Origin of the sequence: Trinickia caryophylli, assembly GCF_034424545.1 — a bacterium.
GTDB lineage: Bacteria > Pseudomonadota > Gammaproteobacteria > Burkholderiales > Burkholderiaceae > Trinickia > Trinickia caryophylli.
In genome coordinates, this window is record NZ_CP139970.1 from 2,279,373 (window position 1) to 2,303,261 (window position 23,889).

Consider the following 23,889-nt stretch of genomic DNA (forward strand, 5'->3'; position numbering starts at 1 on the left):
AAAACGGTGCCTGGGGCCTTTCCCCTCCCGTTTTGCGAATGCCCGTGCGCGGCCCGACGTCTCGGCCCGCGAGATACTTGCGTGGCGGCCCGCGGTCGTGGATTAATCGGGTTTTCCTCTGGAGGCAAGCATGTCCTTTGCTCAGTGGCTGCCGTTTGCGATCGCATCGGCCATCGTTATCGTCATTCCCGGGCCCACCGTCCTGCTCGTCGTCTCCTATGCGCTCGGGCACGGGCGGCGATATGCGTTGGCCACTACCGCCGGCGTCGCGCTCGGCGACCTCACGTCGATGACGGCGTCGATGCTTGGCCTCGGGGCCGTTCTCGCGGCCTCGGCAACGCTCTTCACGGCGCTCAAGTGGGTGGGCGCCGCCTATCTCGTCTATCTGGGCATCAAGCTCTGGCGCGCGCCGGTGAGGGAACCGCAGGCCCCGGACGTCTCGGAAACGCGTACGCGCAAGGTCGTCGCGCATGCCTACGCGGTCACGACGCTCAATCCGAAGAGCATCGTGTTCTTCGTCGCCTTCGTGCCGCAGTTCATGAATCCGCACGCACCAATCTGGCCGCAGGCGGTCATCCTGGAGGCGACCTTCATCGTCCTGGCCTCGCTCAATGCATTCGGCTATGCCGTGCTCGCCTCGAGCGCGCGCCGCGCCATCCGCAGCCGCCCGGTGCAGCGGGCCGTCAACCGGGTCGGAGGCACGGCGCTCGTGGGTGCCGGCGTGCTCGCCGTAAGCTGGAAGTCGGCGAACAACTGACCCGGACGCCGCACGCCTGCCGGCAAGCCCGTGCGGGCCAGCCCACGCCCGGGCGAATCCGGGCGCCCGCGGATCGCCTGCGATGCCTACAATGAGTCTCATCGTCGCAGCGTTCGCGGGAGTCGCATCGTGATCGAGCGTTTGATTCTGGGCGTATTCCTCGTCCTCCCCTTGCTCATCGTGGCCTTTCTTTTTTCGGACGAGCTTTGGCAGGAGCGCCGCAAGGCACCGCGAGGCGATGCCGGCCGGCGCATCGACTGGCGTCATCCCGTGCGCAGTCTGTTGCATCGCCATTGATTCCGGTATCCCCGATACGCGGCCGCTCGTCCTCTCGTCCTCTCGTCCTCTCGTCCTGTCTGCCCTCTCTGCCCTCTCTGCCCCGCGCTTTTTCGCCCCCCGCCGGCTTGGCCCGCTCCGCCCCCGTTGCGCGCATCGCCGGACCTTACATTGCCTTTTCTATTTGTCGGTGTTTGTAGTCGCCGGCCCACAAGCGCGTAGTCCATGACCGACGTAGCCCGCCAGCTGGGTTTTGATCCGCCGACGGCTAAGATATTTTCGTCATATGGATACGACTCGTCCTCAAGAGCGCGCAATCGTTTGCCGTAGTCCTGCCTGTGGCCGGGGAAGGCCGCCACGCCCGCGGACTCTGAGAGAGCAGTTGGTCCCGGTCCGCGTGTTCCGTGGGGACTTTTAAAAGGTAGTAGAAGAGATGAATCTATCCCATATGAAGGTGGCGAGCCGGCTTGGAATCGGTTTTGGCCTCGTCTCCTGTCTGCTGATCATCGTCACCGGCTTCGCGCTCATGCGCATGGCGCAGCTCGAATCGTCGATGATCGACATCACCGATGTGAACGCCGTCGAGGCAGGCCTTGCGAGCCGCCTCGATCAGACGATCTCCAATCGCGCGCTCGCCCTGCGCAACATCATCCTGCTCGATGCCGACCAGCAGGACGAAGTCGCGATCGAGACGAAGCGCTTTGCCAGCGAAACCAAGGTCTATGACGAATCGATCGCAAAACTCGCCACGATGTTCCAACGCACGGAGACGATGCCCGAGGAGCACACGTTGCTCGAGCAGGTTCGTCAGCAAGGCGAGCTTTCCCTGCCGCTCATGACGAAGGCGCAGGAACTCGCGCTCTCGGGGCAGAAACAAGCCGCCTATCATCTGCTGCGCTTCGAGCTGCGTCCCGTGCAGGCGAAATGGTGGGGCGCGGTGCGTCAGCTTCGTGAATTCGAGCGCAAGCAGAACGACGCCGAAACCGCCGAGGCCAAGGAGATGTACTCGATGAGCCGCACGCTGATCATCGGCCTGGCCACGCTTGCGCTCGTGCTGAGCATCGTTTCGGCTCTGCTCATCACCCGCGGTATTCTCAAGCAGCTCGGCGGCGAACCCGCCGATGCGGCCGATGCCGCGAATCGCGTCGCCACGGGCGATCTGACCGTCGAAGTCGTCGCCCGCGACGGCGACCGTACGAGCCTCATGCATGCGATGAAGACGATGCGCGAAAGCCTCGTCGACATCGTCGGCCAGGTGCATCGCAGCACCGGCGCCATTGCCACGGCCGCCAACCAGATCGCCAGCGGCAATCTCGACTTGTCGTCGCGCACGGAGCAGCAGGCCGCCTCGCTCGAGGAAACGGCGGCCTCGATGGAGGAGCTCACGGCCACGGTGCGTCGCAATTCCGAGCATGCGCGCCAGGCTAACGAGCTTGCCTCCTCCGCCTCGGGCGTCTCCGAGCGCGCGGGCTCGGTGGTGTCGGAAGTCGTGCGCACGATGGGCTCGATCAACGATGCCTCGCAAAAGATCGTCGAGATCATCGGCGTGATCGACGGCATCGCCTTCCAGACCAACATTCTCGCGCTGAATGCGGCCGTCGAGGCGGCGCGCGCCGGCGAGCAAGGCCGCGGGTTCGCCGTCGTGGCGAGCGAAGTGCGCTCCCTCGCGCAGCGCTCCGCGACCGCGGCCAAGGAAATCAAGGCGCTCATCGGCGGCTCCGTGGAACAGGTCGAAATCGGCAACAAGCTCGTGCAGGAAGCCGGCGCGACCATGAGCGAAGTCGTGGACAGCGTCAAGCGCGTGACGCTCATCATGGGCGAGATCATGGGCGCGAGCGAAGAGCAGGCGCAAGGCATCGAGCAGATCAATCAGGCGCTCACGCAAATGGATCAGGTGACTCAGCAAAACGCCGCGCTCGTCGAAGAAGCGGCAGCGGCGGCCGAGTCCATGCGCGAGCAGACGGCCTCTCTCGTGCAAGCGGTCGGCGTATTCCGCCTCGCTCAGAAGTTCGACGTCGCGCCGGTTCGCGCGATGGCGCCCGCGCGCCGCGGCGCGGTGCCCCGGCTCGCCGAGCCGGCCCTCGGCAAGCCGCTGCTGACGCACGACGCTCAGCCCGCATAAGCGCGAGCGGCGGCGCCCGTAACAGAAGGAGAAGGCCGGCCCTGACTGGACCGGCCTTTCGCAGAGTCTGTCCGGTGGCGCGCCTTGCTTTCGAGCGTGGCGCGCATTGCCGGCGCGGCTAGCCGCCGCCGCCGATGCTGTGTATCGTCGTCATATCCCAAAAACAACGAGAGGGCCACTCACCATGAGCTGCAATGCGCTCGATTCCTCACGGGCCGACGAGCCCGTCGCCGCGCGCGCGCGCGGCGAGACGCGTCCAGCCAATGTTCACTGGCATGCGACGAGCGTGTCGAACGAGGCGCGTGCGACGCTCTTCCGCTATGCGCCGCTGACTTTTTGGCTGACCGGTCTGAGCGGCGCGGGTAAATCGACGATTGCCTACGAACTCGAGCAGCGGCTCATCGGCGAGCGGCAGCCCTGCGCGGTGCTCGATGGCGACAATCTGCGCCATGGCTTGAACCGCGATCTCGGATTTTCCGAGCGCGATCGCCGCGAAAACATGCGCCGCGCGGCGGAAGCGGCACGGCTCATGAACGACGCGGGGCTTATTGTCGTCGCCTCGCTCGTCTCGCCTTTTCGCGAAGACCGCGCAGCCGTGAAGGACATCATCGGCGAAGCGCGCTTTGTCGAGGTCTACGTCAATACGCCGCTCACCGTGTGCGAATCGCGCGATCCGAAGGGGCTTTACCTCAAGGCGCGGCGCGGCGACATCGAAGGCTTTACTGGCGTGTCGTCGCCGTATGAGCCGCCGCTCGCGCCGGCACTCACCGTCGATACGGCGTCGATGCCGCGCGGCGGCGCCGCCGCGCATCTGTATGCCTATCTGACCGAACGCTCGCAAGGACGGGACCATGACGGCGGCCGCTGAAGAGACGCGCGCGCCGCTGCCGCAGGATGCGCAGGCCTTCGACGTCTTCAACGGCGACGCCGACGGCATTTGCGCGCTGCACCAGTTGCGCCTCGCCCAGCCACTCGATGCGGTGCTCGTCACGGGCGTGAAGCGCGACATCGCGCTCGTCGAGCGGGTACCGCGGCGCGCCGGCATCGACGTATCGGTGTTCGACGTTTCGCTGGATACGAACCATGCGGCACTCGTCGCGCTGCTCGACGCCGGTGCGCACGTGCGCTACTACGATCATCACTCGGCCCGCAAGGCATTCGCCCATCCCGGGCTGCGTCTTTACTGGGACGATGCGCCCGATGTCTGCACGAGCCTCATCGTCGACCGGGAGTTGAGTGGGCGCTTTCGCCGCTGGGCCATCGTCGCCGCGTTCGGCGACAACCTCGAGGTGCGCGCGCGTGCGCTCGCTGTCGAGGGTGGCTGCAGGCCCGACGAGATCGACGCGTTCGAGCTGCTCGGGCGCGTGCTGAATTACAACGCGTATGGCGAAACGGTCGGCGATCTTCACGTCGCACCCGATCGGCTGTACCGCGAGTTGCACCCGTATGAAGAGCCGCTCGAGTTCGTCAGGCGTTCGCCATGCTATGCGGCGCTCGCCGATGGGTATCGCGAGGACGTTGCCCGCATCGAGGCCATTGCGCCATACCGCACGTTTGACGGCGGCGCGATCTATTTGCTGCCCGATGCTTGTTGGGCCCGGCGTATCTCGGGCGTGCTGGCGAACCGGCTCGCCGCGGCCGAGCCGGATCGATCGTTCGCAGTCCTGACCGAATGCCCGGGCGGGCGCTACACCGTCAGCGTGCGCTCCGCCGATCCCGAGGGGCATCCGGCCAACCTGCTGTGCGAGCGGTTCGCATCGGGCGGCGGCAGACGCGGCGCGGGCGGCATCAACGGGCTGCCGGCCGACGAGCGCGAGACGTTTTTCGAAGCATTTCTCTCTTATTTCACGCGGGCCGGCGACCCGACGTATCGGCGACCGGTGTGAGAGGCCGGTCCATCAACCACACGCGTATCAATAGACGTCATATAAAGGACTCCTGTCGATGAACACGAGCGTACCTTCCGAGGGCAAGGCCAGCCGGCCAAGACCCGTACTGATGATTCCGCTGCGCCGCTGCGGCTCCCACGCGCTGCGGCTGAGGCTCAATTTCAACCCGCAGTTTTATTCGCCGTACCCGCTACATATCGTCGACTTCATGCCGATCGTGCCGCTCTACGGCGATCTCGAGGACGATCACGCCTATTTCCGGCTCGTTGCCGACATCGTCGGCCTGCAGGCGGTCAGCATGGTGAAATGGCCCGGCGTGGTGTTCGATCCCGTCGAGATCTTCGAGGCGATCCGCCACGAGCCGCGCAGCGTGCATCGCATCGTTTGGGAGTTGCTGCTGCGCACCGGCGAAGCGCGCGGCGCGCGCGTCGTCATGGACAAGTCGCTCGACAGCGTGCATTACGCCGACGAACTGATGCGTCTCTTTCCGGACATGCGCTTTCTGAATGTCGTGCGCGACCCGCGTGCGCAGATCGCTTCGATGAACAAGGCCATCATTCACGACTTCGATACGCTGCTCAACGCGCGCACATGGGTGGAGGCGCAGCGCGCGGCCGACGCCCTGATGGCAAAGCACGCCGAGCGCGTGATGACGATCCGCTACGAGGATTTTCTGTCGGACCAGGAGGCGACGCTGCGCAAGGTCTGCGCGTTCTTCGAGATCGACTATCTGCCGCAGATGCTCGACGTCTCCCGTTCGGAGGAGGCGCGCCAGATTTCGCAGATGTCGGCGCTGTGGTCGTCGAATTGCTTCGCGCCCATTCCCGCCAACATCGACAAGTACAAGCGGCAGCTGTCGGGCGACGAGATCGCGACGATCGAGACGCTGGCGGCACCATACATGCACCGCTACGGCTACGAGCTGGCGACGGCGGCCGATGCGCCCGTCGACGCGGCAGCCTACGAGGCGGCGCGCCGCCGCTCGGACGACGGCAAAGCCGAAGCCTGGCATGCGCTGGAGCGCAGCAATTTCCGCGACTTCGTGCTGCGCCGGCAGCGAGCCGAGTATCTCGCGAGCGTACGCGCACGCATGGAGCAGGTTGCCGCCGCACGTGGCCCGGCCGATGCGCGCGTACAGCGGCTCGACGAACTGGCCGAGCCGTTCGAGGTCACCGACTAAGGCGGCGCCGCCACTGGCGCTTCGCGGAACATCCATGACCCTACTCTTGTCCTGGCTGCACGAGCAGCTTGCGTTGGCAGGCATGTGCGGCCTCTCGATCGGATTCACGCTCGGGCTCGTCGGCGGTGGTGCCGGTATGCTGGCCGTGCCGCTGCTGCTTTACGTCGTCAAAGTGGGCGACGTGCATGTCGCGATCGGCACGACGGCCGTGTCGATCGCGCTGACGGCAATCGTCAATCTCGTGCGCTATGCGCGTGCCGGGCTCGTCCATTGGCGCTTCGGGGCGACCTTTGCAGCCACCGGTGTCACCGGTGCGTTCGTCGGATCGATGTGGTCGCTGCACGTCGACGCCGCCGCCGTCATGTTGCTGCTCGCGGCGCTCGTGGCGATGGTCGGCGTGACGATGTTCTCGCGCAGGCAACCGGCTGCCGATGCGGTCGAGCTCGCGGCGGCGCCGGTGCGCGGGCTTGCGACGGCAGGCGCCGGCGTGGCGGTGGGCGGTTTGTCCGGCTTTTTCGGTGTGAGCGGCGGATTCCTGTCGGTACCCGCGCTGCATCTGATTGCGCGCATTCCGATGCTGCAGGCGGTGGCGTCGTCGCTCGTTTCGGTCGTGGCGTTCAGCACGACCACTGGCCTGAACTATGCGCGAGCCGGAAAAGTGAGCGTGCCGCTCGCGCTGGCGCTCGTTGCCGGCGGCCTTCTCGGCAGTGCCGCGGGGATGCGTGCCGCGAAGTCGCTCTCCGGCCGGGGGCCGGCCCTGCGACGGCTCTTCGCGCTCATGTTGATCGCGATCTCGGCGTATATCGCCTACCGTAGTACCGTGCGGACCTGAGCGCGTGCGCGTGACATCGGACCCTTCTTTTACGAATGACCAAGAACCTGAGAGCAACCATGAGTACCCCTGTTATCGCCACGCGGCTCGGCGAGGTGCCCGCCCGCATGGACCACCTCGACTGGCTGGAAGCGGAATCGATCTACATTCTGCGCGAGCTCGTTGCCGAGTGCAGCAAGCCGGCGCTGCTGTTTTCGGGCGGCAAGGACTCGGTGGTGGTGCTGCACCTGGCGCTGAAGGCGTTCGGTCTGGGCGCGGCGCGCAAGACGTCGCTGCCGTTTCCGCTGGTGCACATCGACACGGGGCACAACTACCCGGAGGTGATCGATTTTCGCGACCGACGCGCGGCGCAGATCGGCGCGCAGCTGGTGGTGGGGCACGTGGAAGATTCGATCAGGCGCGGCACGGTGCGGCTGAGGCGCGAGACGGATTCGCGCAACGCGGCGCAGGCGGTGACGCTGCTGGAGACGATCGCGGAGCACGGCTACACGGCGATGATCGGCGGGGCGCGGCGCGACGAGGAAAAGGCGCGCGCGAAGGAGCGCATATTCTCGTTTCGCGACGAATTCGGGCAGTGGGATCCGAAGGCGCAGCGCCCGGAGCTGTGGAGCCTCTATAACGCGCGGCTGCACGCGGGCGAGCACCTGCGGGTGTTTCCGATCTCGAACTGGACGGAGCTGGACGTGTGGCAATACATCGCGCGCGAAGGGCTGGAGCTGCCGCCGATCTACTACGCGCACGAGCGCGAGATCGTGCGTCGCAACGGGCTGCTGGTGCCGGTGACGCCGCTCACGCCGCTGCGCGAGGGCGAGACGAGCGAGCGCGCGCTGGTGCGCTTTCGCACGGTGGGTGACATCAGCTGCACGTGCCCAGTGTCGAGCGACGCGGACGACGTGGAGAAGATCATCGCGGAGACGGCGGTGACGGACATCACGGAGCGCGGGGCGACGCGCATGGACGATCAGACCTCGGAAGCGGCGATGGAGCAGCGCAAGAAGCAGGGCTACTTCTGAGCGGGCGCCAGGCGCAAACGGCATCCGGCCATCCATCCAACATCGACATATCGAACGCCCGGCATGAGCGCGGGCGCGGCGAAGCGAATACGAAGGGCGTAACACATGAGCACACATGAACCGGCGGACCTCGGGGTGCTGCGATTCATCACGGCGGGCAGCGTGGACGATGGCAAGAGCACGCTGATCGGGCGGCTGCTATACGACAGCAAGGCGGTGCTGTCGGACCAGCTTTCGGCGCTCTCGCGCGCGAAGAACAAGCGCACGGTGGGCGAGCAGATCGATTTGTCGCTGCTGACCGATGGGCTGGAGGCCGAGCGCGAGCAGGGCATCACGATCGATGTGGCGTATCGGTACTTTGCGACGGCCAAGCGCAAGTTCATCATCGCGGACACGCCAGGGCACGAGCAGTACACGCGCAACATGGTGACGGGGGCGTCGACGGCGCACGCGGCGATCATCCTGATCGACGCGACGCGGGTGACGTACGACGCGGCGGGCGAGGCGGTGCTGCTGCCGCAGACGAAGCGGCACAGCGCGATCGTGAAGCTGCTGGCGCTGCAGCACGTGATCGTGGCGATCAACAAGATGGACCTGGTGGAGTACAGCGAGGCGCGCTTCAACGAGATCCGCGACGCGTACGTGCGGCTGGCGCAGCAGCTGGGGCTCTCGGAGGTGCGTTTCGTGCCGGTGTCGGCGCTCAAGGGCGACAACATCGTGACGGCGAGCGAGCGCATGCCGTGGTACGCGGGCGAGCCGCTGCTGGACGTGCTGGAGCAGTTGCCGGTGGGCACGCGCGCGGGCGAGGCGCTGCGCTTTCCGGTGCAGTGGGTGGCGCGCCAGGACGGGGCGAGCGCGGACGACTTCCGCGGCTACATGGGGCGCGTGGAGGCGGGCGAGGTGCGCGTGGGCGACACGGTGGCGGTGCTGCCGGCGGGGCGCACGGCGACGGTGGCGGAGATCGTGGCGCCGGTGGTGGGCGGCACGGCGGCGGTGGCGAGCGCGTTCGCGGGCCAGACGGTGACGATCCGGCTGGAGGAGGACGTGGACGTATCGCGCGGGGACATGTTCGTGCGGGCCGAGCAGGCGCCGCAGCCGGCGAAGAAGCTGGAGGCGGACCTGTGCTGGTTCGACGAGGAGCCGCTGTCGACGCAGCGCAAGTACCTGCTCAAGCAGACGACGACGACGGTGTTCGCGCGGGTGGGCGCGGTGAAGGAGGTGCTGGACGTGCACACGCTGGCGCATACGAGCGAGCGGCACGAGCTGGGGATGAACGACATCGGGCGGGTGGCGCTGACGCTGCAAAAGCCGCTCGTGTGCGATGCATACGACGACGAACCGGGCACGGGCGCGTTCGTGCTCATCGACGAAGCCACGCATCATACGGTCGCAGCCGGCATGATACGTTGCCACGACGCCTGACCTCTTCCATCTCCTCCTCTCGAAGCGTGGGGTGTTGCGTGCACCCCACGCTTTGCCTGCGGCAATATCACTGCTACAAAACATTCATATTCGAATGATAAAAAGCCCTCGTCGCATTGGACGAACGAGGTGCTCGATCATCTGACTGCAAATCATCGCGGCATTACGACGCGATAGACGTGTCCGCGAAGCGGCCGTCCATTTCAACAACAACGGATATCATCGATTTATGAATAAGAAAATTCTGGTGGCTGCCGTTCTGAGCAGCATCGGGGCAGTTGCACACGCGCAAAGCAGCGTCACGCTCTACGGGCTCATCGACGCCGGTGTCAGCTACGTGAACCACAGCAAGAACGCCGCGGGCGGTTCGGACAAGCTGGTCAAGTACGACGACGGCATCGCATCGGGCAGCCGCTGGGGCCTGCGCGGCACGGAAGACCTCGGTGGCGGCCTCAAGGCGCTCTTCGTGCTCGAAAACGGCTTCAACAGCGGCAACGGCACGCTCGGCCAAGGCTCGCGCGAATTCGGCCGTCAAGCGTTCGTCGGTCTTTCGAAAGACGGTATCGGCTCGCTGACGATGGGCCGTCAATACTCGTTCTCGACCGACTTCCTCGGCCCCTACTCGACGGGCGGTCAGACGGTGGCCGGCAATTACGCCTACCACATCAATGACCTCGATCAACTGACGTCGAGCCGTATCGACAATTCGGTCAAGTTCACGAGCGCGAACTTCTCCGGCGTGACCTTCGGCGCGATGTACGGCTTCTCGAACCAGGCAGGCGCGTTCGCCGGCTCGCTCGGCAACTCGTCGCGCGCCTACAGCTTCGGCGCCAACTACGCGGCCGGCCCGTTCGGCGTCGGTGCCGCTTACACGGATATCCGCTTCCCGGCGTCCGGCGGCTTCTCGACGAGCGCGGCGAACGTATCGGTCGCGAACGTCAAGGAACTGCGCACGTTCGGCCTGGGTGGCCGTTATGCGTTCGGTCCGGCCACGCTCTGGGCGCTCTACACGAACACGCGCTTGACCCCGGTCACGGGTTCGGCCACGCGTTTCGACGCCTATGAGGCGGGCGGCAAGTACGCCTTCACGCCGGCGCTCACGGCGGGCCTCGGCTACACGTACATGCATCTCGCCGATGCGTTCAAGGGCCACTGGAACCAGGTGGATGCCAGCGTCGACTATGCGCTCAGCAAGCGCACCGACGTCTATGTGCTCGGCATCTATCAGATCGCTTCGGGCAAGAACGGTGCAACGCCGGTGCAGGCGCAGATCGGTTCGAGCGCGAGCTACTTCAGCACGTCCGGTACCGGCGCCGATAATCAGCTCGCATTCCGCGTAGGCATCCGCCACAAGTTCTGACGAGCCGCAGGCCGCCTGGTTTCCCCAGGCGGCACGATGAGGGTTTTGATAAGGGCGAGGATCGTTCCTCGCCCGTTTTTTTTATTCACCCGCGCGACTTTATTTGCCCAGTTCGTAGCCCACGATGCCGCCGGCAACCGCACCGCCCACCGTGCCCGCCGTACTGCCGTGAGTGAGCTTGTTGCCCGCATACCCGCCTACCGCGGCACCGCCTAGCGTGCAGCCGGCAAGCAACATCGCCACGATCGCCGTGGCCCCTACCCCAATCCGCTTCAATCGTATGAATCGCATGATGCAGCCTCCGCATCGCCAGTCATACCGCATCGAACGCAAGGGCCATGCCAGACATACCAACGCGCCTGTGGCGAGCCTTCGCGCGCCAGGCGCGATCGCATGGCGCAGCGGCGGCCGGCAATCATTTCGTCGTCCTATGTAATGCAAGCATGAAAAAGCGCCTCAGTTCGTCGACCAGTTCGGATTTGGCCGCGGCGAAATCGAAGCCCGGCTGTTTGCCGGTATCGCCGAGCCGTGTGCGCAGTGTTCGCGCTTCGCGCCGCGCATCTTCGGCCTTGGCTGCGTCCAGCTCCGGTGTACGCACGGCGTGGTCCGCCAGCACCGTGACGCGGTTGCCCGACACTTCCACGACGCCGCCAGCAACGAAAAGCCGCAGTTGTTCCTCGCCGCCCGCGGAGTGAATCGTGATCATCCCCGGCTTGATGCGCGTGAGCAGCGACGCATGGTGTGCGCAGATGCCGAGCTCGCCGGCTTCGCCCGGCAGCACGACGAGCGACGCTTCGCCGCTGAAGAGTTCGTCTTCCACGCTGATGATGTCGAGATGGAATGGATGGGCCATGAGCCTGCTCTCAGACGGCCGCCGCGCCGGAGACGATCTCGCACAGCTCGGTGGTGATCTTCGCCTGACGCGTTTTCTGATAGAGGCGCTTGAGATCGCGCAGCGAATGCTCGGCGTTGTCCGTCGCGGCACGCATGGCCAACGTGCGCGCGCACTGCTCGCACGCGTTGTTTTCGGCAACGGCCTGATAGACGAACGCTTCGACGTAGCGCAGCAGCAGCGTTTGCACGACCGATTTGGGATCGGGCTCGTAGAGGTAGTCGGCCACGGGCTCGACGGCGCTTTCGCCGTCGTTGAGCAACGCATCGATCGGAAGGATCTTGTCGATTCGCGCCTGATACGAGATTGCGCTTTCGAGCCGGTTATAAGCGATATGAACTTCGTCGAGTTTGCCGGCGACGAATTCGTCGAGCGGCACGGAAACGGCGCCGAAAAAGGATTCGAAATGCAGCTCGTCGGATGGCGCCGCGCAGCGCGATGCGATATGTGCGCCATATCGCAGAAGCGGCGTGACGCCGCGTGCGCCCACTACGCTCAGTTGTGCCTCGATGCCCGCGGCTTGCCATGAACCGATCGCTTCGGCACATCGCAGCAGCAGGTGGCTATTGAGCGGGCCGCAGAGCCCGCGATCGGTGCTCACGACAATGAGGCCGATGCGGCGCGTCGACGATTGCTTGCGCAAAAATGGGGAGACGTACTCGGGATTCGCATCGCGCATGCGCAGCGCGAGCGTGCGCATGTGCTCGGCGTAGGGCCTGAACCGGCTCGCGCGGCGCCGTGCCGCCGCGACCTTCGTGCGCGAGAGCATTTCCATCGCGCGCGTGATCTTGCGCGTCGACTCGACACTTTCCATCTTCGCGCGTATTTCTCGAATATGCATATGCAATGCCTTTTTCAAACACCTTGCATCGAATTGACGATTGCGATTGGCGGCACGTCGCATTCGGCCCATGAGGCGTTTCTCATCGGCTGTATTGAGACGTCGCTTTTGCAACGCCGCTTTTGCAACGCAATAAACCTTAGTTCACCGAGCCATCCGTTCTTTGACGAGCGTCAATGTCTTAAGCGAACGCCCCACTAGACTGCCTAACGAGCATCGACATTCGCTCATGCACGACGAAGCGCGCCGCACACGATGCGTCGCATGCATGCGGTCCGCGCAGCGGGACGTCGCACAGGTCTGCCGCGTCGATCGTCGTATCGCAGTCTCGAGGAGAGGCACTCATGGACAAACCGAAAGACATCCGCACCGACGTCGCCGCTGGCGCGACGCCGGAGGGTACGGGGCAGCCGAGCACGCGCAAGCTCGGTCTTCCGCTTCTGAGCGGCGTCGTCGTCGCATCGATGATCGGCGGCGGCGCATTCAATCTGCCGCAAAACATGGCGCAAGGCGCCGCGCTCGGCGCCGTGGTGATCGCGTGGGTCATCACGCTCGTCGGCATGTTCTTTCTGTCGAATACGTTTCGCACGCTCGCGGACAAGCGCCCCGACCTGAAAGCCGGCATCTATTCGTATGCGAGAGAAGGCTTCGGCCCCTTCGCCGGATTCGAAATGGCCTGGGGCTACTGGCTTTCGGCCGCATTCGGCAATGTGGCCTTCGCGATCCTGTTCATGCAGACGCTCGGCTATTTCTTTCCCGTCTTCAAGGGCGGCAGCAGCTGGCCTGCCATTACCGGCGCTTCGGCGCTGATATGGGTGATGAATTTCATCGTGCTGTCCGGCGTCAAGCGTGCAGCGATCCTCAACGTGATTGCGAGCGTGCTGAACATCAGTTCGATTCTCGTCGCCCTCGCCTCGATGTTCGTCGCCTTCAAGGCCGACATGTTTTCGTTCGACTTCTGGGGCCACGGGCAGCATCTCGGCAGCATCGTCGGGCAGGTCAAGAGCACCATGCTCGTCACGCTGTGGGTGTTCATCGGGATCGAGGGCGCCGTGGTGGTGTCCGATCGCGCGAGCAAGACCTCGCAGGTCGGCACGGCCACGTTCCTTGGACTCTCCGTATGCACCGTGCTCTATTTCCTGCTTTCGGCCCTGCCCTTCGGCGTCATGCATCAGAGCGAGCTGGCCGGCTTGTCGTCGCCCTCGGCGGCATACGTGCTGAAGGCCGCCGTGGGCGACTGGGGCGCGGTCTTCATCTCCGCCGCGCTGTTGATGTCGCTGCTGAGCTGCTGGCTCGCATGGACGATTCTGGTGGCCGAGCTGCCGTACGAAGGCGCGAAAGACGGCGTCTTCCCGAAGTTCCTCGCGCGCGAGAACCGCTTTCACGCGGCGGCCCCATCGCTCTGGGTGTCGAGTTCGATGATGCAGGCCGCTGTGTTCGTCGTGCTTTTCGCCCATGACGCATGGAACTGGCTCATCTCGATCACCGGGGTGATGATCCTGCCGCCTTATCTCTCGAGCGCCGCCTTTCTCTGGCTTTACGCGACGCAGTCGACCTATCGGTCATCGAAGGGCGAGACGGCGCGCGAATCGCTGCTGACCGGTGTGCTCGCGACGGTGTACTCGCTGTGGCTGCTCTACGCCGCCGGCCCGCAGTTCCTGCTCATGTCGACGGTCCTCTTCGCCCTCGGCATCCCCGTTTTCTGGTGGGCGCGCCGCGAGCACGCACCGGGTGAGCCGATCTTCGGCGGGCGCGAGACGACGGCGGCGGTCGCGCTCGTGGGCATTGCCATCGTCGCCGTCGCGCTCTTCGCGCTCGGCATCGTGAAGATCGGCTGAGCGACAACGCTGGCCGCCTTCCGTCCCCGGCGGGCGGCCGCTTTTTCCGGAAAGAGGACACGCGGATGCCTTACGAGCAGATGTTCGGCTTTCTCGTCTGCGCGGCGATGCCGACGCCCGCGACGCTGAGCTCCGCGCGGCTCGATCGGATCGTCGGCGAACTTGCGCGGCTGGGTTACGCGACGACGCGCACCGCCACGCCCGAATACGCGATGAGCGCCGTGCGCAGCGATGCGTCGATCGGCTGCGTGCTGATCGAATGGTCGAGCGCGGAGACCGAAGCCGACGTCGAGTCCTTCGTTCGCTTCGTACGCGAGCGCGGGCTGGAGATGCCCGTCTTCGTCATCGTCGAGCGGCACCTGCTCCAGGAGGTGCCGGTCTCGGTACTCGGCCTCGTGACGGGGTATGTATTCATCGAGGAAGACACGCCCGAGTTCGTCGCGCGCAATCTGGCCTCGCACCTGCGCGACTACGCCGAATCGCTGAAGACGCCGTTTTTCGGCGCGATGGTCGACTACGCCGACGAGGCCAACCAGATGTGGACCTGCCCCGGACACAACGGTGGCGTGTTCTATCAGAAGAGCCCGGTCGGCCGTGCGTTCGTCAAGCATCTCGGCGAAGCCGTCTTTCGCAACGATCTCGATAATTCGGTGACGGAGCTCGGCGATCTGCTCGTGCACGAGGGCCCCGCGCTTGCGGCTCAAAAGGCGGCGGCGCGCATCTTCGGCGCGGAGCGCACCTACTTCGTACTGAACGGCACCTCGACGTCGAACAAGATCGTGCTCTCGGCGTTGATCGCACCGGGCGATCTCGTGCTTTTCGATCGCAATAATCACAAGGCCGCCCACCATGGCGCGCTGCTGCTCGGCGGCGGCATTCCGGTCTACCTGCCCGCCTCGCGCAACGCCCAGGGCCTCATCGGGCCCATCGATGCCGACGCCCTCGACGAGACGCGCATTCGCGAAAGTATCCGGCGCCATCCGCTCGTGGCGGACCCGGAGGCGTGGCGCCGCGCGCGGCCGTTTCGGGCCGCCGTGATCGAGCAGTGCACCTACGACGGCACGATCTATAGCGCGGAGCAGATTGTCGAAAAGCTCGGCCCGCTTTGCGAATACATCGTGTTCGACGAGGCCTGGGCCGGCTTCATGAAGTTTCATCCGCTCTTCAAGGGCCGCTACGCGATGGGCGTGACGAACCTCGGGCCCGACGCGCCGGGGATCATCGCGACGCAATCGACACACAAGCAGCTCGCCGGCTTCTCGCAGGCCTCGCAGATCCACGTCAAGGATTCGCATCTCGAAGGGCAGAAGCGTCGCGTCGGACATCGGCGCTTCAACGAGATGTTCATGCAGCATTCGTCGACCTCGCCGTTCTATCCGCTCTTCGCATCGCTCGACGTGGGCGCTCAGATGATGAAGGGCCGCTCGGGCGAAGTCCTCTGGGACGACACGATCAAGCTCGGTATCGAGCTGCGCAAGAAGCTGCGCGCGCTGCGCCACGAGTTCGAGGCGTCGGCCCGCGATGCCCGCGAACGATGGTTCTTCGAGCCGTTCGTGCCCGATCTCGTCGAGGTGCGCGGGCGCAGCGAGCGCTGGGAGGACGTGCCGACCGAGCTGCTCGCATCCGACGCGCACTATTGGGCGCTCGAGCCGAACGGCGCCTGGCACGGCTTCGCTCATCTCGCGCCCGGCTATGCGATGACGGACCCGAACAAGCTCACGCTGCTCACGCCGGGCTTCGACCGGGCCACCGGCGAGTACGCGGACCACGGCATTCCAGCCTCGGTGCTTGCGCAGTATCTTCACGAGCGCCGCATCGTGCCCGAGAAGAACGACCTCAACAGCATCCTCTTTTTGCTGACGCCGGGGCTCGAATCGAGCAAGGCGGGCACGCTGCTGTCGGCGCTGGTGGGCTTCAAGCGGCTGCACGATGCGAATGCGCCGCTGGACGAGGCGATGCCCGAGTTCGTCGCAGCCCATCGGGCGCGCTATGCGGGCATCGGCCTGCGCGACCTGTGCGCGCAGATGCATCGTTTCTATCGCGAGCACGACGTGAGCCGCCTGCAGCGCGACCAATTCCGCGCGTCACATTTTCCACAGCCGGCCATGACGCCGCAGGCGGCGATGCACGCGCTCGTGCGCAACGAGGTGGAATTGCTGCCGGTCGAGGAGATCCGCGGGCGCATTGCCGCGACGCTCGCGCTCGTCTATCCGCCCGGCATCGGCGTGGTCGTGCCCGGCGAGCGCTACGACGAGCGCGCGCAGCCGATGCTCGACTACTTCCGCATGTTCGAGGAGGCCGGCAATCTGTTTCCCGGCTTCGAGAACGAGATTCAAGGGATTTACCGCAAGACGGGCGATGACGGGCGCGTGCGCCTTCACACCTACGTCGTCATTGAATGACCATCATTCCGAGGAAGCGACCATGACATTGGGAGTTCATTCCGAAGCCGGCAAGCTGCGCACCGTGATGGTGTGCCGGCCCGGTTTAGCGCACCGGCGCCTGACGCCGGCCAACTGCGACAGCCTGTTGTTCGACGACGTGATCTGGGTCGATCGTGCGATCGAAGACCACGAGACGTTCGTCCGCCTGATGCGCGAGCGCGGCGTCGAAGTACTCGAGTTCCATCATCTGCTCGCGCAGACACTGCTCGATCGAAGCGCGCGCGACTGGCTGCTGGACCGGCGCATCGTCGAGGAGGAAGTCGGCACGGGCATGCTGCGCGAACTGCGCGTGTGGCTCGAGGAGCTGCCGGCGCAGCAACTGGCGGACATGCTGATCGGCGGCATCGCCAAGGCGGAGGTGCCGTTCGATGCCAAGGGGCTTTTCGGCGGCTACCTCGAACGCTCGGAGTTCGTCATTCCCCCGCTCGCCAATCTGATTTTCCAGCGCGATCCGAGCGCATGGGTCTATGGCGGCGTGACGCTCAATCCGATGTACTGGCCCGCGCGACGCAAGGAGACGCTGCTGCTTACGGCCGTCTATCGCTTTCACCCGCGTTTTGCCGGCCAAGTGCGCGTTTGGTGGGGCGACCCCGACATCGATCATGGCGCCCAGACGCTCGAAGGCGGCGACGTGATGGCGATCGGCAATGGGGTCGTGCTGATCGGCATGGGCGAGCGGTCGAGCCCGCAAGCCGTGACGCAAGTGGCACGGCGTCTCTTCGCCGCTAACGCGGCCAGGCGCGTGATTGCCTGCCAGTTGCCGAAGGCGCGTGCCTCGATGCACCTCGATACGGTGTTCTCGTTCATCGATGTGGACTTCGTCAGCATTTATCCCGACGTGGCCGACGGCATTTTATGCACGAGCCTCTATCCGGGCGACGAACAGGGCCGCATCCGCTACGAACGCCATACGCAGGCGTTTCTCGACGTGATCGCGCAGGCGCTCGGCGTAGGCTCGCTGCGCGTGCTGACGACGGGCGGGGACGCCTACGAAATCGAACGGGAACAATGGGACGACGGCAACAACGTGTTGGCGCTCGATCGCCGCGTGGTGCTCGCGTACGACCGCAACGTCTATACGAACCGCAAGATGCGCCAGGCGGGCGTGGAGGTGATCGAGGTCCCGGGCGGCGAGCTCGGCCGCGGACGTGGAGGCAGCCATTGCCTCACCTGCCCGGTCGCACGCGACCCCATCGAGTTATGAGCCGCATGGCGTCATCCATCGCGGACACCGAAATTGACGGCATGGAAATGCCAAAGGCCAAATGATGTTTAACGTACACAATCGCAGCTATCTTTCGCTGATCGAATACACGCCGCGCCAGATTCATTACCTGCTCGATCTTTCGCGCGATCTGAAGCGCGCGAAGTACGCGGGCACCGAAACGGCGCGCCTGAAGGGCAAGAACATCGCGCTTATTTTCGAAAAAACTTCGACGCGCACGCGTTGCGCCTTCGAGGTGGCGGCGCACGATCAGGGCGCACACGTCACTTATATCGACCCTACCGGCTCGCAGATCGGCCACAAGGAATCGATGAAGGATACGGCGCGTGTGCTTGGCCGCATGTACGACGCGATCGAGTACCGCGGCTTCGGCCAGGAGATCGTCGAGGAATTGGCCAAATACGCGGGCGTCCCCGTCTACAACGGGCTGACCGACGAATTCCATCCGACGCAAATGCTCGCCGACGTCATGACGATGCGCGAGTTCAGCGACAAGCCCGTGCACGAGATCGCCTATTGCTATATCGGCGATGCGCGCAACAACACCGGCAATTCGCTGATGATCATCGGCGCGAAACTCGGCATGGACGTGCGGCTGTGCGCGCCGCGCCATCTGTGGCCGCACGACGAACTCGTCGAGCAGTGCCGCTCGATCGCCGCGACGACGGGCGCACGGCTCACGCTGACCGACGATCCGTCCGCGGCCGTGCGCGGAGCCGACTTCGTATATACGGACGTGTGGGTATCGATGGGCGAGCCGTTCGAGAAATGGGGCGAGCGGATCAAGGAGCTTTTGCCGTATCAGGTGAATGCGGCGCTGATGGCGCAAAGCGGCAACCCGCGCGTGAAGTTCATGCATTGCCTGCCCGCGTTTCACGACGCCCAGACGCATGTCGGCCAGCAGATCGCCGATCAGTACGGCCTCGCCGATGGCGTGGAAGTGACCGACGAGGTGTTCGAATCGGACGCGTCGATCGTCTTCGAGCAGGCCGAAAACCGGCTGCACACGATCAAGGCGATCCTCGTGGCCACGCTTGCGCTCTGAGGCGCGGCGCGGGGTGCCCTGGCCGTTCGAAGCGAAACCGATGGATCGACTCAACAACTCAACAGGAGCCGGAACGATGCGTATCGTCGTCGCGTTGGGAGGTAATGCGCTCTTGCGGCGCGGTGAGCCCGTGAGCGCGCAAGCGCAGTATCGCAACATCCGCATGGCCGCGGCGCAATTGGCCGCGGTGGCGGCCGAGCACGATCTCGTGATCGTACACGGCAATGGGCCGCAGGTCGGCTTGCTGGCGGTGCAGTCCGGCAGCGCGGGCGCCGCCGCGTTTCCGCTCGACGTGCTCGATGCCGAGACGGAAGGCATGATCGGCTATCAGCTCGAGCTCGAGCTGCGCAATCTCCTGCCGCCCGAGCGTGCCTGCGCGACGGTGGTGACGATGGTCGAGGTGGAGCGCGACGATCCGGCCTTCGCGCATCCCGACAAGCCGATCGGCGCGATGCTCGACGATGCGCGCGCGATCGACGCGGCACGCGCGAAAGGTTGGTCCGTCGCGCGCGACGGCAAAGGCTTTCGCCGCGTGGTGGCGAGCCCGCAGCCCAGACGCTTCGTGGAGCTGCAGCCGGTGCGATGGTTGATCGACAAGCACGCGATCGTCATTTGCGCCGGAGGAGGCGGCATTCCGGTGGTGGCCGATGCCGAAGGGCGGCGGCACGGCGTGGAGGCTGTCATCGACAAGGACCGCAGCGCGGCCGTACTGGCCGAGGCGCTGGAGGCCGACCTGTTCGTCATCGCGACCGACGTGGACGGTGTCTATCTCGACTGGGGGACCGAGCGTGCGCGGCGCGTCGGGCGCGTGACGCCGGGCGAAATCGCGGCCACGGCATTCGCCGCGGGGTCGATGGGCCCGAAGGTCGAGGCGGCTTGCGCCTTCGCTGCACATACACGGCGGCGCGCGACGATCGGGGCATTGGCGCAGATCGATGCGCTCGTGGCCGGCGCCGCCGGCACGCATATTGTGCCCTGAGCGTGCCCTGAGCGCGCCCTGAGCGCGCCCTGAGCGCGCCCTGAGCGCGCCCTGAGCGCGCCCGTGCTCATGCGAGTGCGCGGGGCTCAGCAGCGGGCGTGGCCCGCTTCGTGCAGCCGGCGCAGATCGAGAATGCGCACTTCCTTGCCGTTGACCTCGATGAGGCCGTCCTTCTGGAAGCGCGATAGCGTGCGGCTGACCGTTTCGAGCTTGATGCCGAGGAAGCTGCCCGTCTCCTCGCGCGTCATGCGCAGCACGAACTGCGTGGGCGAGTAGGCGCGCTGCTGCCAGCGCCGCGAAAGATCGAGCAGGAAGCTCGCGACGCGCTCGTCGGCGGTCATGGTGCCGAGCAGCATCATGAGGCTGCTTTCGCGCACGACTTCCGCCGACAAGAGGCGGTAGACATGATGAAGCACGGCTTTCACTTCGCGGCTCAGCAGCTCGAGCAGCTCGAACGGCATGACGCACACGCTGCTGTCTTCCAGCGCGATGGCGTCGCTCGCATAGTGGCCGTTGGAGATGCCGTCGAGGCCGAGCGGCTCGCCGGCCAGATAGAAGCCCGTCACCTGTTCGCGGCCGTCGGAGAGCAGCGTGAGCTTCTTGAACGAACCCGTCCGTACCGCATAGATGTTCTTGAACGTATCGCCGACCCGGTAAAGCGCTTCGCCTTTCTTGACATGCCGGTGGCCGAGCACGAGCTCGTCCATTTCCTTGGTGCAGGCGAGCTCGCCAGGGTTCATGGCACAGAACTGGCGCATCGCGCAGCTCTTGCACGATTCGCTGTTCGTCATCGCCGGCAATGCCCGTGCCATGACGCGCGAGGCCGGTACATGATGCCCGTAAGTCCCTGCAAGGCGCTCGCTCGCAACTAGCATGTCATTCTCCTTATCAAACTTCGATGTGGTATCCGTCCGCGCCGCCTGTCGCACGGTGAACCCGTCACGAACCCGTAGCGAATCCGGACCGGGCGCGGGCGCTTCGTTCGCTCGTTCCCCGAATCCATCGCCGACGAGTGTCCCTAAAACGGCCGGTCAAGAAAATCGGCGGCAGACGAGACGCGTGTCGGCGCTTGTACCAGCCTGTCAGTCGATTCCTACACGGCCTGCCACCGGGCAGGCGCCGGGTGCGACAACGGCTGGTGCGACAAGCTTCTCTCGTGCGCACGCCGTTGTCATCAAAAGAGCCGCGGCGAACCGTCGCACAGCAGGGGCCTGTGCGCACCCGATGCGGCGCATGGGTGCGGCGCTTTCCAGGCCTGGTGCGGCTTTCGTTCTCGCATGCGGCAAATCGGCACTGTCCATGACCTGGATCAAGGAACGGTATCTCACGCCTTGATCTAATAGCGCCGTTTTGGCGACCGCAACGATGGGGCCGAAGCGCCTGATACGTCGAAGAATGGGCACAGGCCTTGCGCACGGGGGCGAGGCAAGTGTGGGGCGAACGGTTCGGCGCGCGGATTTTTGGCCTCTTTGCGTGTCATTGACTAGAATCGTCGGCACAGCCACAAAAAGTAGCATTGCCGTTCCGGTTCCAGCGCGCTTTCGCGGTGCGCTGCGTATCGACTCGTCACCGGAGACGATGACTGATGCTGAGAAGAACTGCTGCAATTGCCTTGTCGTGCCTCGTCTGGATGGGCGCGGCCAAGGCTCAGGACGCCACCGCCGAACGCGCTCCAGACACGATGGAGGCTCGCGTTCAAGGTTGCGCCGCCTGCCATGGCGCGCATGGCGAAGGCACGAATAACGATTATTTCCCACGCCTGTCCGGTAAGCCGGCGGGTTACCTGTACAACCAGCTCGTGGCTTTTCGCGACGGTCAGCGGCAATACCCGCCGATGAACTACCTGCTCGCGTACCTGCCCGACGCCTATTTGCACAAGATCGCCGAATACTTCGCTGCTCAGCGGCCGCCCTACCCGCCTCCGGCCACGCCCACCGTCTCGCAGGCCCTGCTGAGCCGCGGCGAGCAGATCGCGAAGTCGGGCGATCCGGCGAACAAGGTGCCGGCCTGCGCGGCCTGCCATGGCGCCGCGCTGACAGGCATGGAGCCGGCGATCCCGGGCCTCCTGGGCCTGCACGCCGAGTACGTCAGCGCTCAGCTCGGTGCGTGGCGCTACGGCACGCGCAAGTCGATCGCACCCGATTGCATGCATGAGGTCGCATCGCGCCTGTCGAACGACGACATCACGGCGGTGGCCGCATGGCTTGCGGCTTCGCGGGGCGCGGCGAGTGCCGCGCCCGTCGCCAAGGGAAGTCTGAAGATGCCGCTCGCCTGCGGCAGCGAACCGCAATGACGGAGTATCCGGTGTCAGCATTGTCTCTCCTTCCCCGCAGGCTCGGCCGCGCGTGCGCGGGCCTCGCGCTTGCCGTATCGAGCACGCTCGCGCTCGCGCAGGGCCCGAGCCCGTCGGCTGCCGACGTCGTCAAGCGCGGCGAGTACCTCGCGCGCGCCGGCGATTGCGTGGCGTGCCATACCAAGCCGGGCGAGAAGCTTTTCGCCGGCGGGCGCGCGATGCCCACGCCGTTCGGCACGCTTTACTCGCCCAATATCACGCCCGACAAGGAAACGGGCATCGGCCAATGGAGCGCCGACGAGTTCTACGCGATGATGCACACGGGCCGTTCGCGCGATGGCTCGCTGCTCTACCCGGCCATGCCGTTCGGCGCGTACACGAAGGTGACGCGTGCGGATTCGGACGCGATCTTCGCGTATCTGAAGTCCGTGCCGGCCGTGCGCGAACCGAATCGCCCGCATGAACTGCGCTTCCCATACAACAATCGGCAACTGCTGATTGGCTGGCGCACGCTCTATTTCCGCGAGGGCGAATATCAGCCCGATCCGACGCGCTCGGTGGAATGGAATCGCGGCGCCTATCTCGTCGAAGGGCTGGGCCACTGCTCGATGTGCCATACGGCGATCAACGCGCTCGGCGGCAGCTCGGAATCGAAGGCGTTCGAGGGCGGACTCATTCCGATGCAGGACTGGTACGCACCCTCGCTCACGTCGAACAAGGAGGCCGGGCTCGGCGACTGGAGCATCACCGATATCGCGGACCTGCTGCAAAAGGGGGTGTCGCGGCGCGGCGCCGTGTACGGGCCCATGGCCGAAGTGGTCTACAACAGCCTGCAGTACCTGTCGGACGACGACGTGCGGGCGATGGCCGTCTATCTGAAGGCACTGCCGCAGCACGGTGGCGAGAACGGCGGCGGGAAGTCGTCGCTCTCGCGCGAAGAGCGCGGGCTGCTTTTCTCGCTCGGCGACAAGATCTATCAATCGCAATGCGCAAGCTGTCACGGCAAATCGGGCGAAGGCAAGCTGCCCGACTTCCCGCCGCTCGCGAACAATCAGTCGATCCAGATGACTTCGGCGGTCAACCCGATCCGGATGGTGCTCAACGGAGGCTATGCGCCGGGCACGTTCCGCAATCCGATGCCGTATGGCATGCCGCCGTTCGCGCAATCGCTGAGCGACGAGGAAGTCGCCGCCGTCGTGACCTATATCCGCACCGCCTGGGGCAATCGCGGCACGGCCGTATCGGCGAAAGAGGCCAATGCCCTGCGCTCGGCCCCGTTGTACTGATTCGAGGATGCCATGAACACAAGCAACGACGCCCGCCGCCCGGCCGATCCCGGCGACGAACATCGGGTCGGCGAGATTGTCCGCTCGGGACCGAAAGGCGCGCTGGCCGTGGCCGGCATCGCCACGGCGATCGTGGTCGCCCTGTGGTTCGCCTTCTATTTCCTGGTCTTTTTGCCTCGCGGCGTCATCTACTGA

General features: G+C 65.3%; 22 protein-coding genes. 18 read left to right on the forward strand and 4 right to left on the reverse strand.

What is annotated here, in order from left to right:
• Positions 1-130 precede the first annotated feature (130 nt).
• From U0034_RS10205 to U0034_RS10250, 10 genes are all read left to right on the forward strand, one after another.
• The gene (locus tag U0034_RS10205; RefSeq protein ID WP_085230805.1) at positions 131-757 is read left to right on the forward strand and encodes a LysE family translocator; all 627 of its coding nucleotides are present in this window, start codon (positions 131-133) and stop codon (positions 755-757) included.
• Between the two features lie 129 nt (positions 758-886).
• Complete coding sequence (locus U0034_RS10210) at positions 887-1,054, forward strand: hypothetical protein (protein WP_170151726.1); 168 nt, start codon at positions 887-889, stop codon at positions 1,052-1,054.
• 412 nt (positions 1,055-1,466) lie between these two features.
• Complete coding sequence (locus tag U0034_RS10215) at positions 1,467-3,155, forward strand: methyl-accepting chemotaxis protein (protein WP_085230804.1); 1,689 nt, start codon at positions 1,467-1,469, stop codon at positions 3,153-3,155.
• Between the two features lie 184 nt (positions 3,156-3,339).
• Positions 3,340-4,023 carry an adenylyl-sulfate kinase gene (gene cysC, locus U0034_RS10220; protein ID WP_085230803.1) on the forward strand — a complete coding sequence of 228 codons (684 nt, stop codon included), beginning with the start codon at positions 3,340-3,342 and terminating at the stop codon, positions 4,021-4,023.
• Complete coding sequence (locus U0034_RS10225) at positions 4,007-5,041, forward strand: hypothetical protein (RefSeq protein WP_085230802.1); 1,035 nt, start codon at positions 4,007-4,009, stop codon at positions 5,039-5,041. The genes cysC and U0034_RS10225 overlap by 17 nt, the downstream gene beginning before the upstream one ends.
• Before the next feature lie 58 nt (positions 5,042-5,099).
• Entirely contained in the window at positions 5,100-6,224 is a 1,125-nt protein-coding gene (locus U0034_RS10230; RefSeq protein WP_085230801.1) for a sulfotransferase family protein, read from the forward strand.
• Between the two features lie 34 nt (positions 6,225-6,258).
• Positions 6,259-7,056, forward strand: a complete 798-nt coding sequence (locus tag U0034_RS10235) for a sulfite exporter TauE/SafE family protein (protein ID WP_158243595.1) — start codon at positions 6,259-6,261, stop codon at positions 7,054-7,056.
• A gap of 59 nt (positions 7,057-7,115) precedes the next feature.
• Entirely contained in the window at positions 7,116-8,069 is a 954-nt protein-coding gene (gene cysD / locus U0034_RS10240; RefSeq protein ID WP_143795520.1) for a sulfate adenylyltransferase subunit CysD, read from the forward strand.
• 105 nt (positions 8,070-8,174) lie between these two features.
• A complete protein-coding gene (locus U0034_RS10245) occupies positions 8,175-9,491 on the forward strand; it encodes a sulfate adenylyltransferase subunit 1 (protein ID WP_327196996.1) in 1,317 nt (438 codons plus the stop codon).
• A gap of 229 nt (positions 9,492-9,720) precedes the next feature.
• Entirely contained in the window at positions 9,721-10,851 is a 1,131-nt protein-coding gene (locus U0034_RS10250; RefSeq protein WP_085228360.1) for a porin, read from the forward strand.
• Between the two features lie 99 nt (positions 10,852-10,950).
• Here U0034_RS10250 and U0034_RS10255 read toward each other — a convergent pair whose 3' ends face one another.
• The 3 genes from U0034_RS10255 to atpG all read right to left on the reverse strand — a co-directional run bounded on the left by U0034_RS10255 (position 10,951) and on the right by atpG (position 12,584).
• Positions 10,951-11,088, reverse strand: a complete 138-nt coding sequence (locus tag U0034_RS10255) for a glycine zipper 2TM domain-containing protein (protein ID WP_233212122.1) — start codon at positions 11,086-11,088, stop codon at positions 10,951-10,953.
• 178 nt (positions 11,089-11,266) lie between these two features.
• Positions 11,267-11,704, reverse strand: a complete 438-nt coding sequence (gene atpC / locus U0034_RS10260) for an ATP synthase F1 subunit epsilon (protein ID WP_085228362.1) — start codon at positions 11,702-11,704, stop codon at positions 11,267-11,269.
• 10 nt (positions 11,705-11,714) lie between these two features.
• Positions 11,715-12,584: an ATP synthase F1 subunit gamma gene (gene atpG, locus U0034_RS10265; RefSeq protein WP_085228551.1), complete on the reverse strand. Its 870-nt coding sequence runs from the start codon at positions 12,582-12,584 to the stop codon at positions 11,715-11,717.
• A gap of 344 nt (positions 12,585-12,928) precedes the next feature.
• On the opposite strand from atpG, the gene U0034_RS10270 reads away from it, so the two are divergent.
• The 5 genes from U0034_RS10270 to U0034_RS10290 all read left to right on the forward strand — a co-directional run bounded on the left by U0034_RS10270 (position 12,929) and on the right by U0034_RS10290 (position 20,115).
• Positions 12,929-14,422 (forward strand): basic amino acid/polyamine antiporter, encoded by a 1,494-nt coding sequence (locus U0034_RS10270; RefSeq protein ID WP_085228363.1) that lies wholly within the window; start codon positions 12,929-12,931, stop codon positions 14,420-14,422.
• 65 nt (positions 14,423-14,487) lie between these two features.
• On the forward strand, positions 14,488-16,824 hold the full coding sequence (locus U0034_RS10275; RefSeq protein WP_085228364.1) for an Orn/Lys/Arg family decarboxylase: 2,337 nt from the start codon (positions 14,488-14,490) through the stop codon (positions 16,822-16,824).
• A gap of 22 nt (positions 16,825-16,846) precedes the next feature.
• Complete coding sequence (locus tag U0034_RS10280; protein WP_085228365.1) at positions 16,847-18,070, forward strand: arginine deiminase; 1,224 nt, start codon at positions 16,847-16,849, stop codon at positions 18,068-18,070.
• 61 nt (positions 18,071-18,131) lie between these two features.
• On the forward strand, positions 18,132-19,136 hold the full coding sequence (locus U0034_RS10285; RefSeq protein ID WP_085228366.1) for an ornithine carbamoyltransferase: 1,005 nt from the start codon (positions 18,132-18,134) through the stop codon (positions 19,134-19,136).
• 76 nt (positions 19,137-19,212) lie between these two features.
• Positions 19,213-20,115, forward strand: a complete 903-nt coding sequence (locus tag U0034_RS10290; protein WP_085228367.1) for a carbamate kinase — start codon at positions 19,213-19,215, stop codon at positions 20,113-20,115.
• Between the two features lie 86 nt (positions 20,116-20,201).
• On the opposite strand, the gene U0034_RS10295 is transcribed toward U0034_RS10290, so the two are convergent.
• Positions 20,202-20,927, reverse strand: coding sequence for a helix-turn-helix domain-containing protein (locus tag U0034_RS10295; RefSeq protein ID WP_102623143.1), 726 nt, complete (start codon positions 20,925-20,927; stop codon positions 20,202-20,204).
• Positions 20,928-21,745: 818 nt separating this feature from the next.
• Here U0034_RS10295 and U0034_RS10300 point away from each other — a divergent pair.
• Genes U0034_RS10300 through U0034_RS10310 form a run of 3 tightly spaced genes read left to right on the forward strand, consistent with a single transcriptional unit; the run spans position 21,746 to position 23,889 of the window.
• Positions 21,746-22,408, forward strand: coding sequence for a c-type cytochrome (locus tag U0034_RS10300; protein WP_233212120.1), 663 nt, complete (start codon positions 21,746-21,748; stop codon positions 22,406-22,408).
• Positions 22,405-23,694, forward strand: a complete 1,290-nt coding sequence (locus U0034_RS10305) for a c-type cytochrome (protein WP_085228370.1) — start codon at positions 22,405-22,407, stop codon at positions 23,692-23,694. Before U0034_RS10300 ends, U0034_RS10305 begins: the two co-directional genes overlap by 4 nt.
• Before the next feature lie 12 nt (positions 23,695-23,706).
• The gene (locus U0034_RS10310; RefSeq protein WP_085228371.1) at positions 23,707-23,889 is read left to right on the forward strand and encodes a cytochrome c oxidase subunit 2A; all 183 of its coding nucleotides are present in this window, start codon (positions 23,707-23,709) and stop codon (positions 23,887-23,889) included.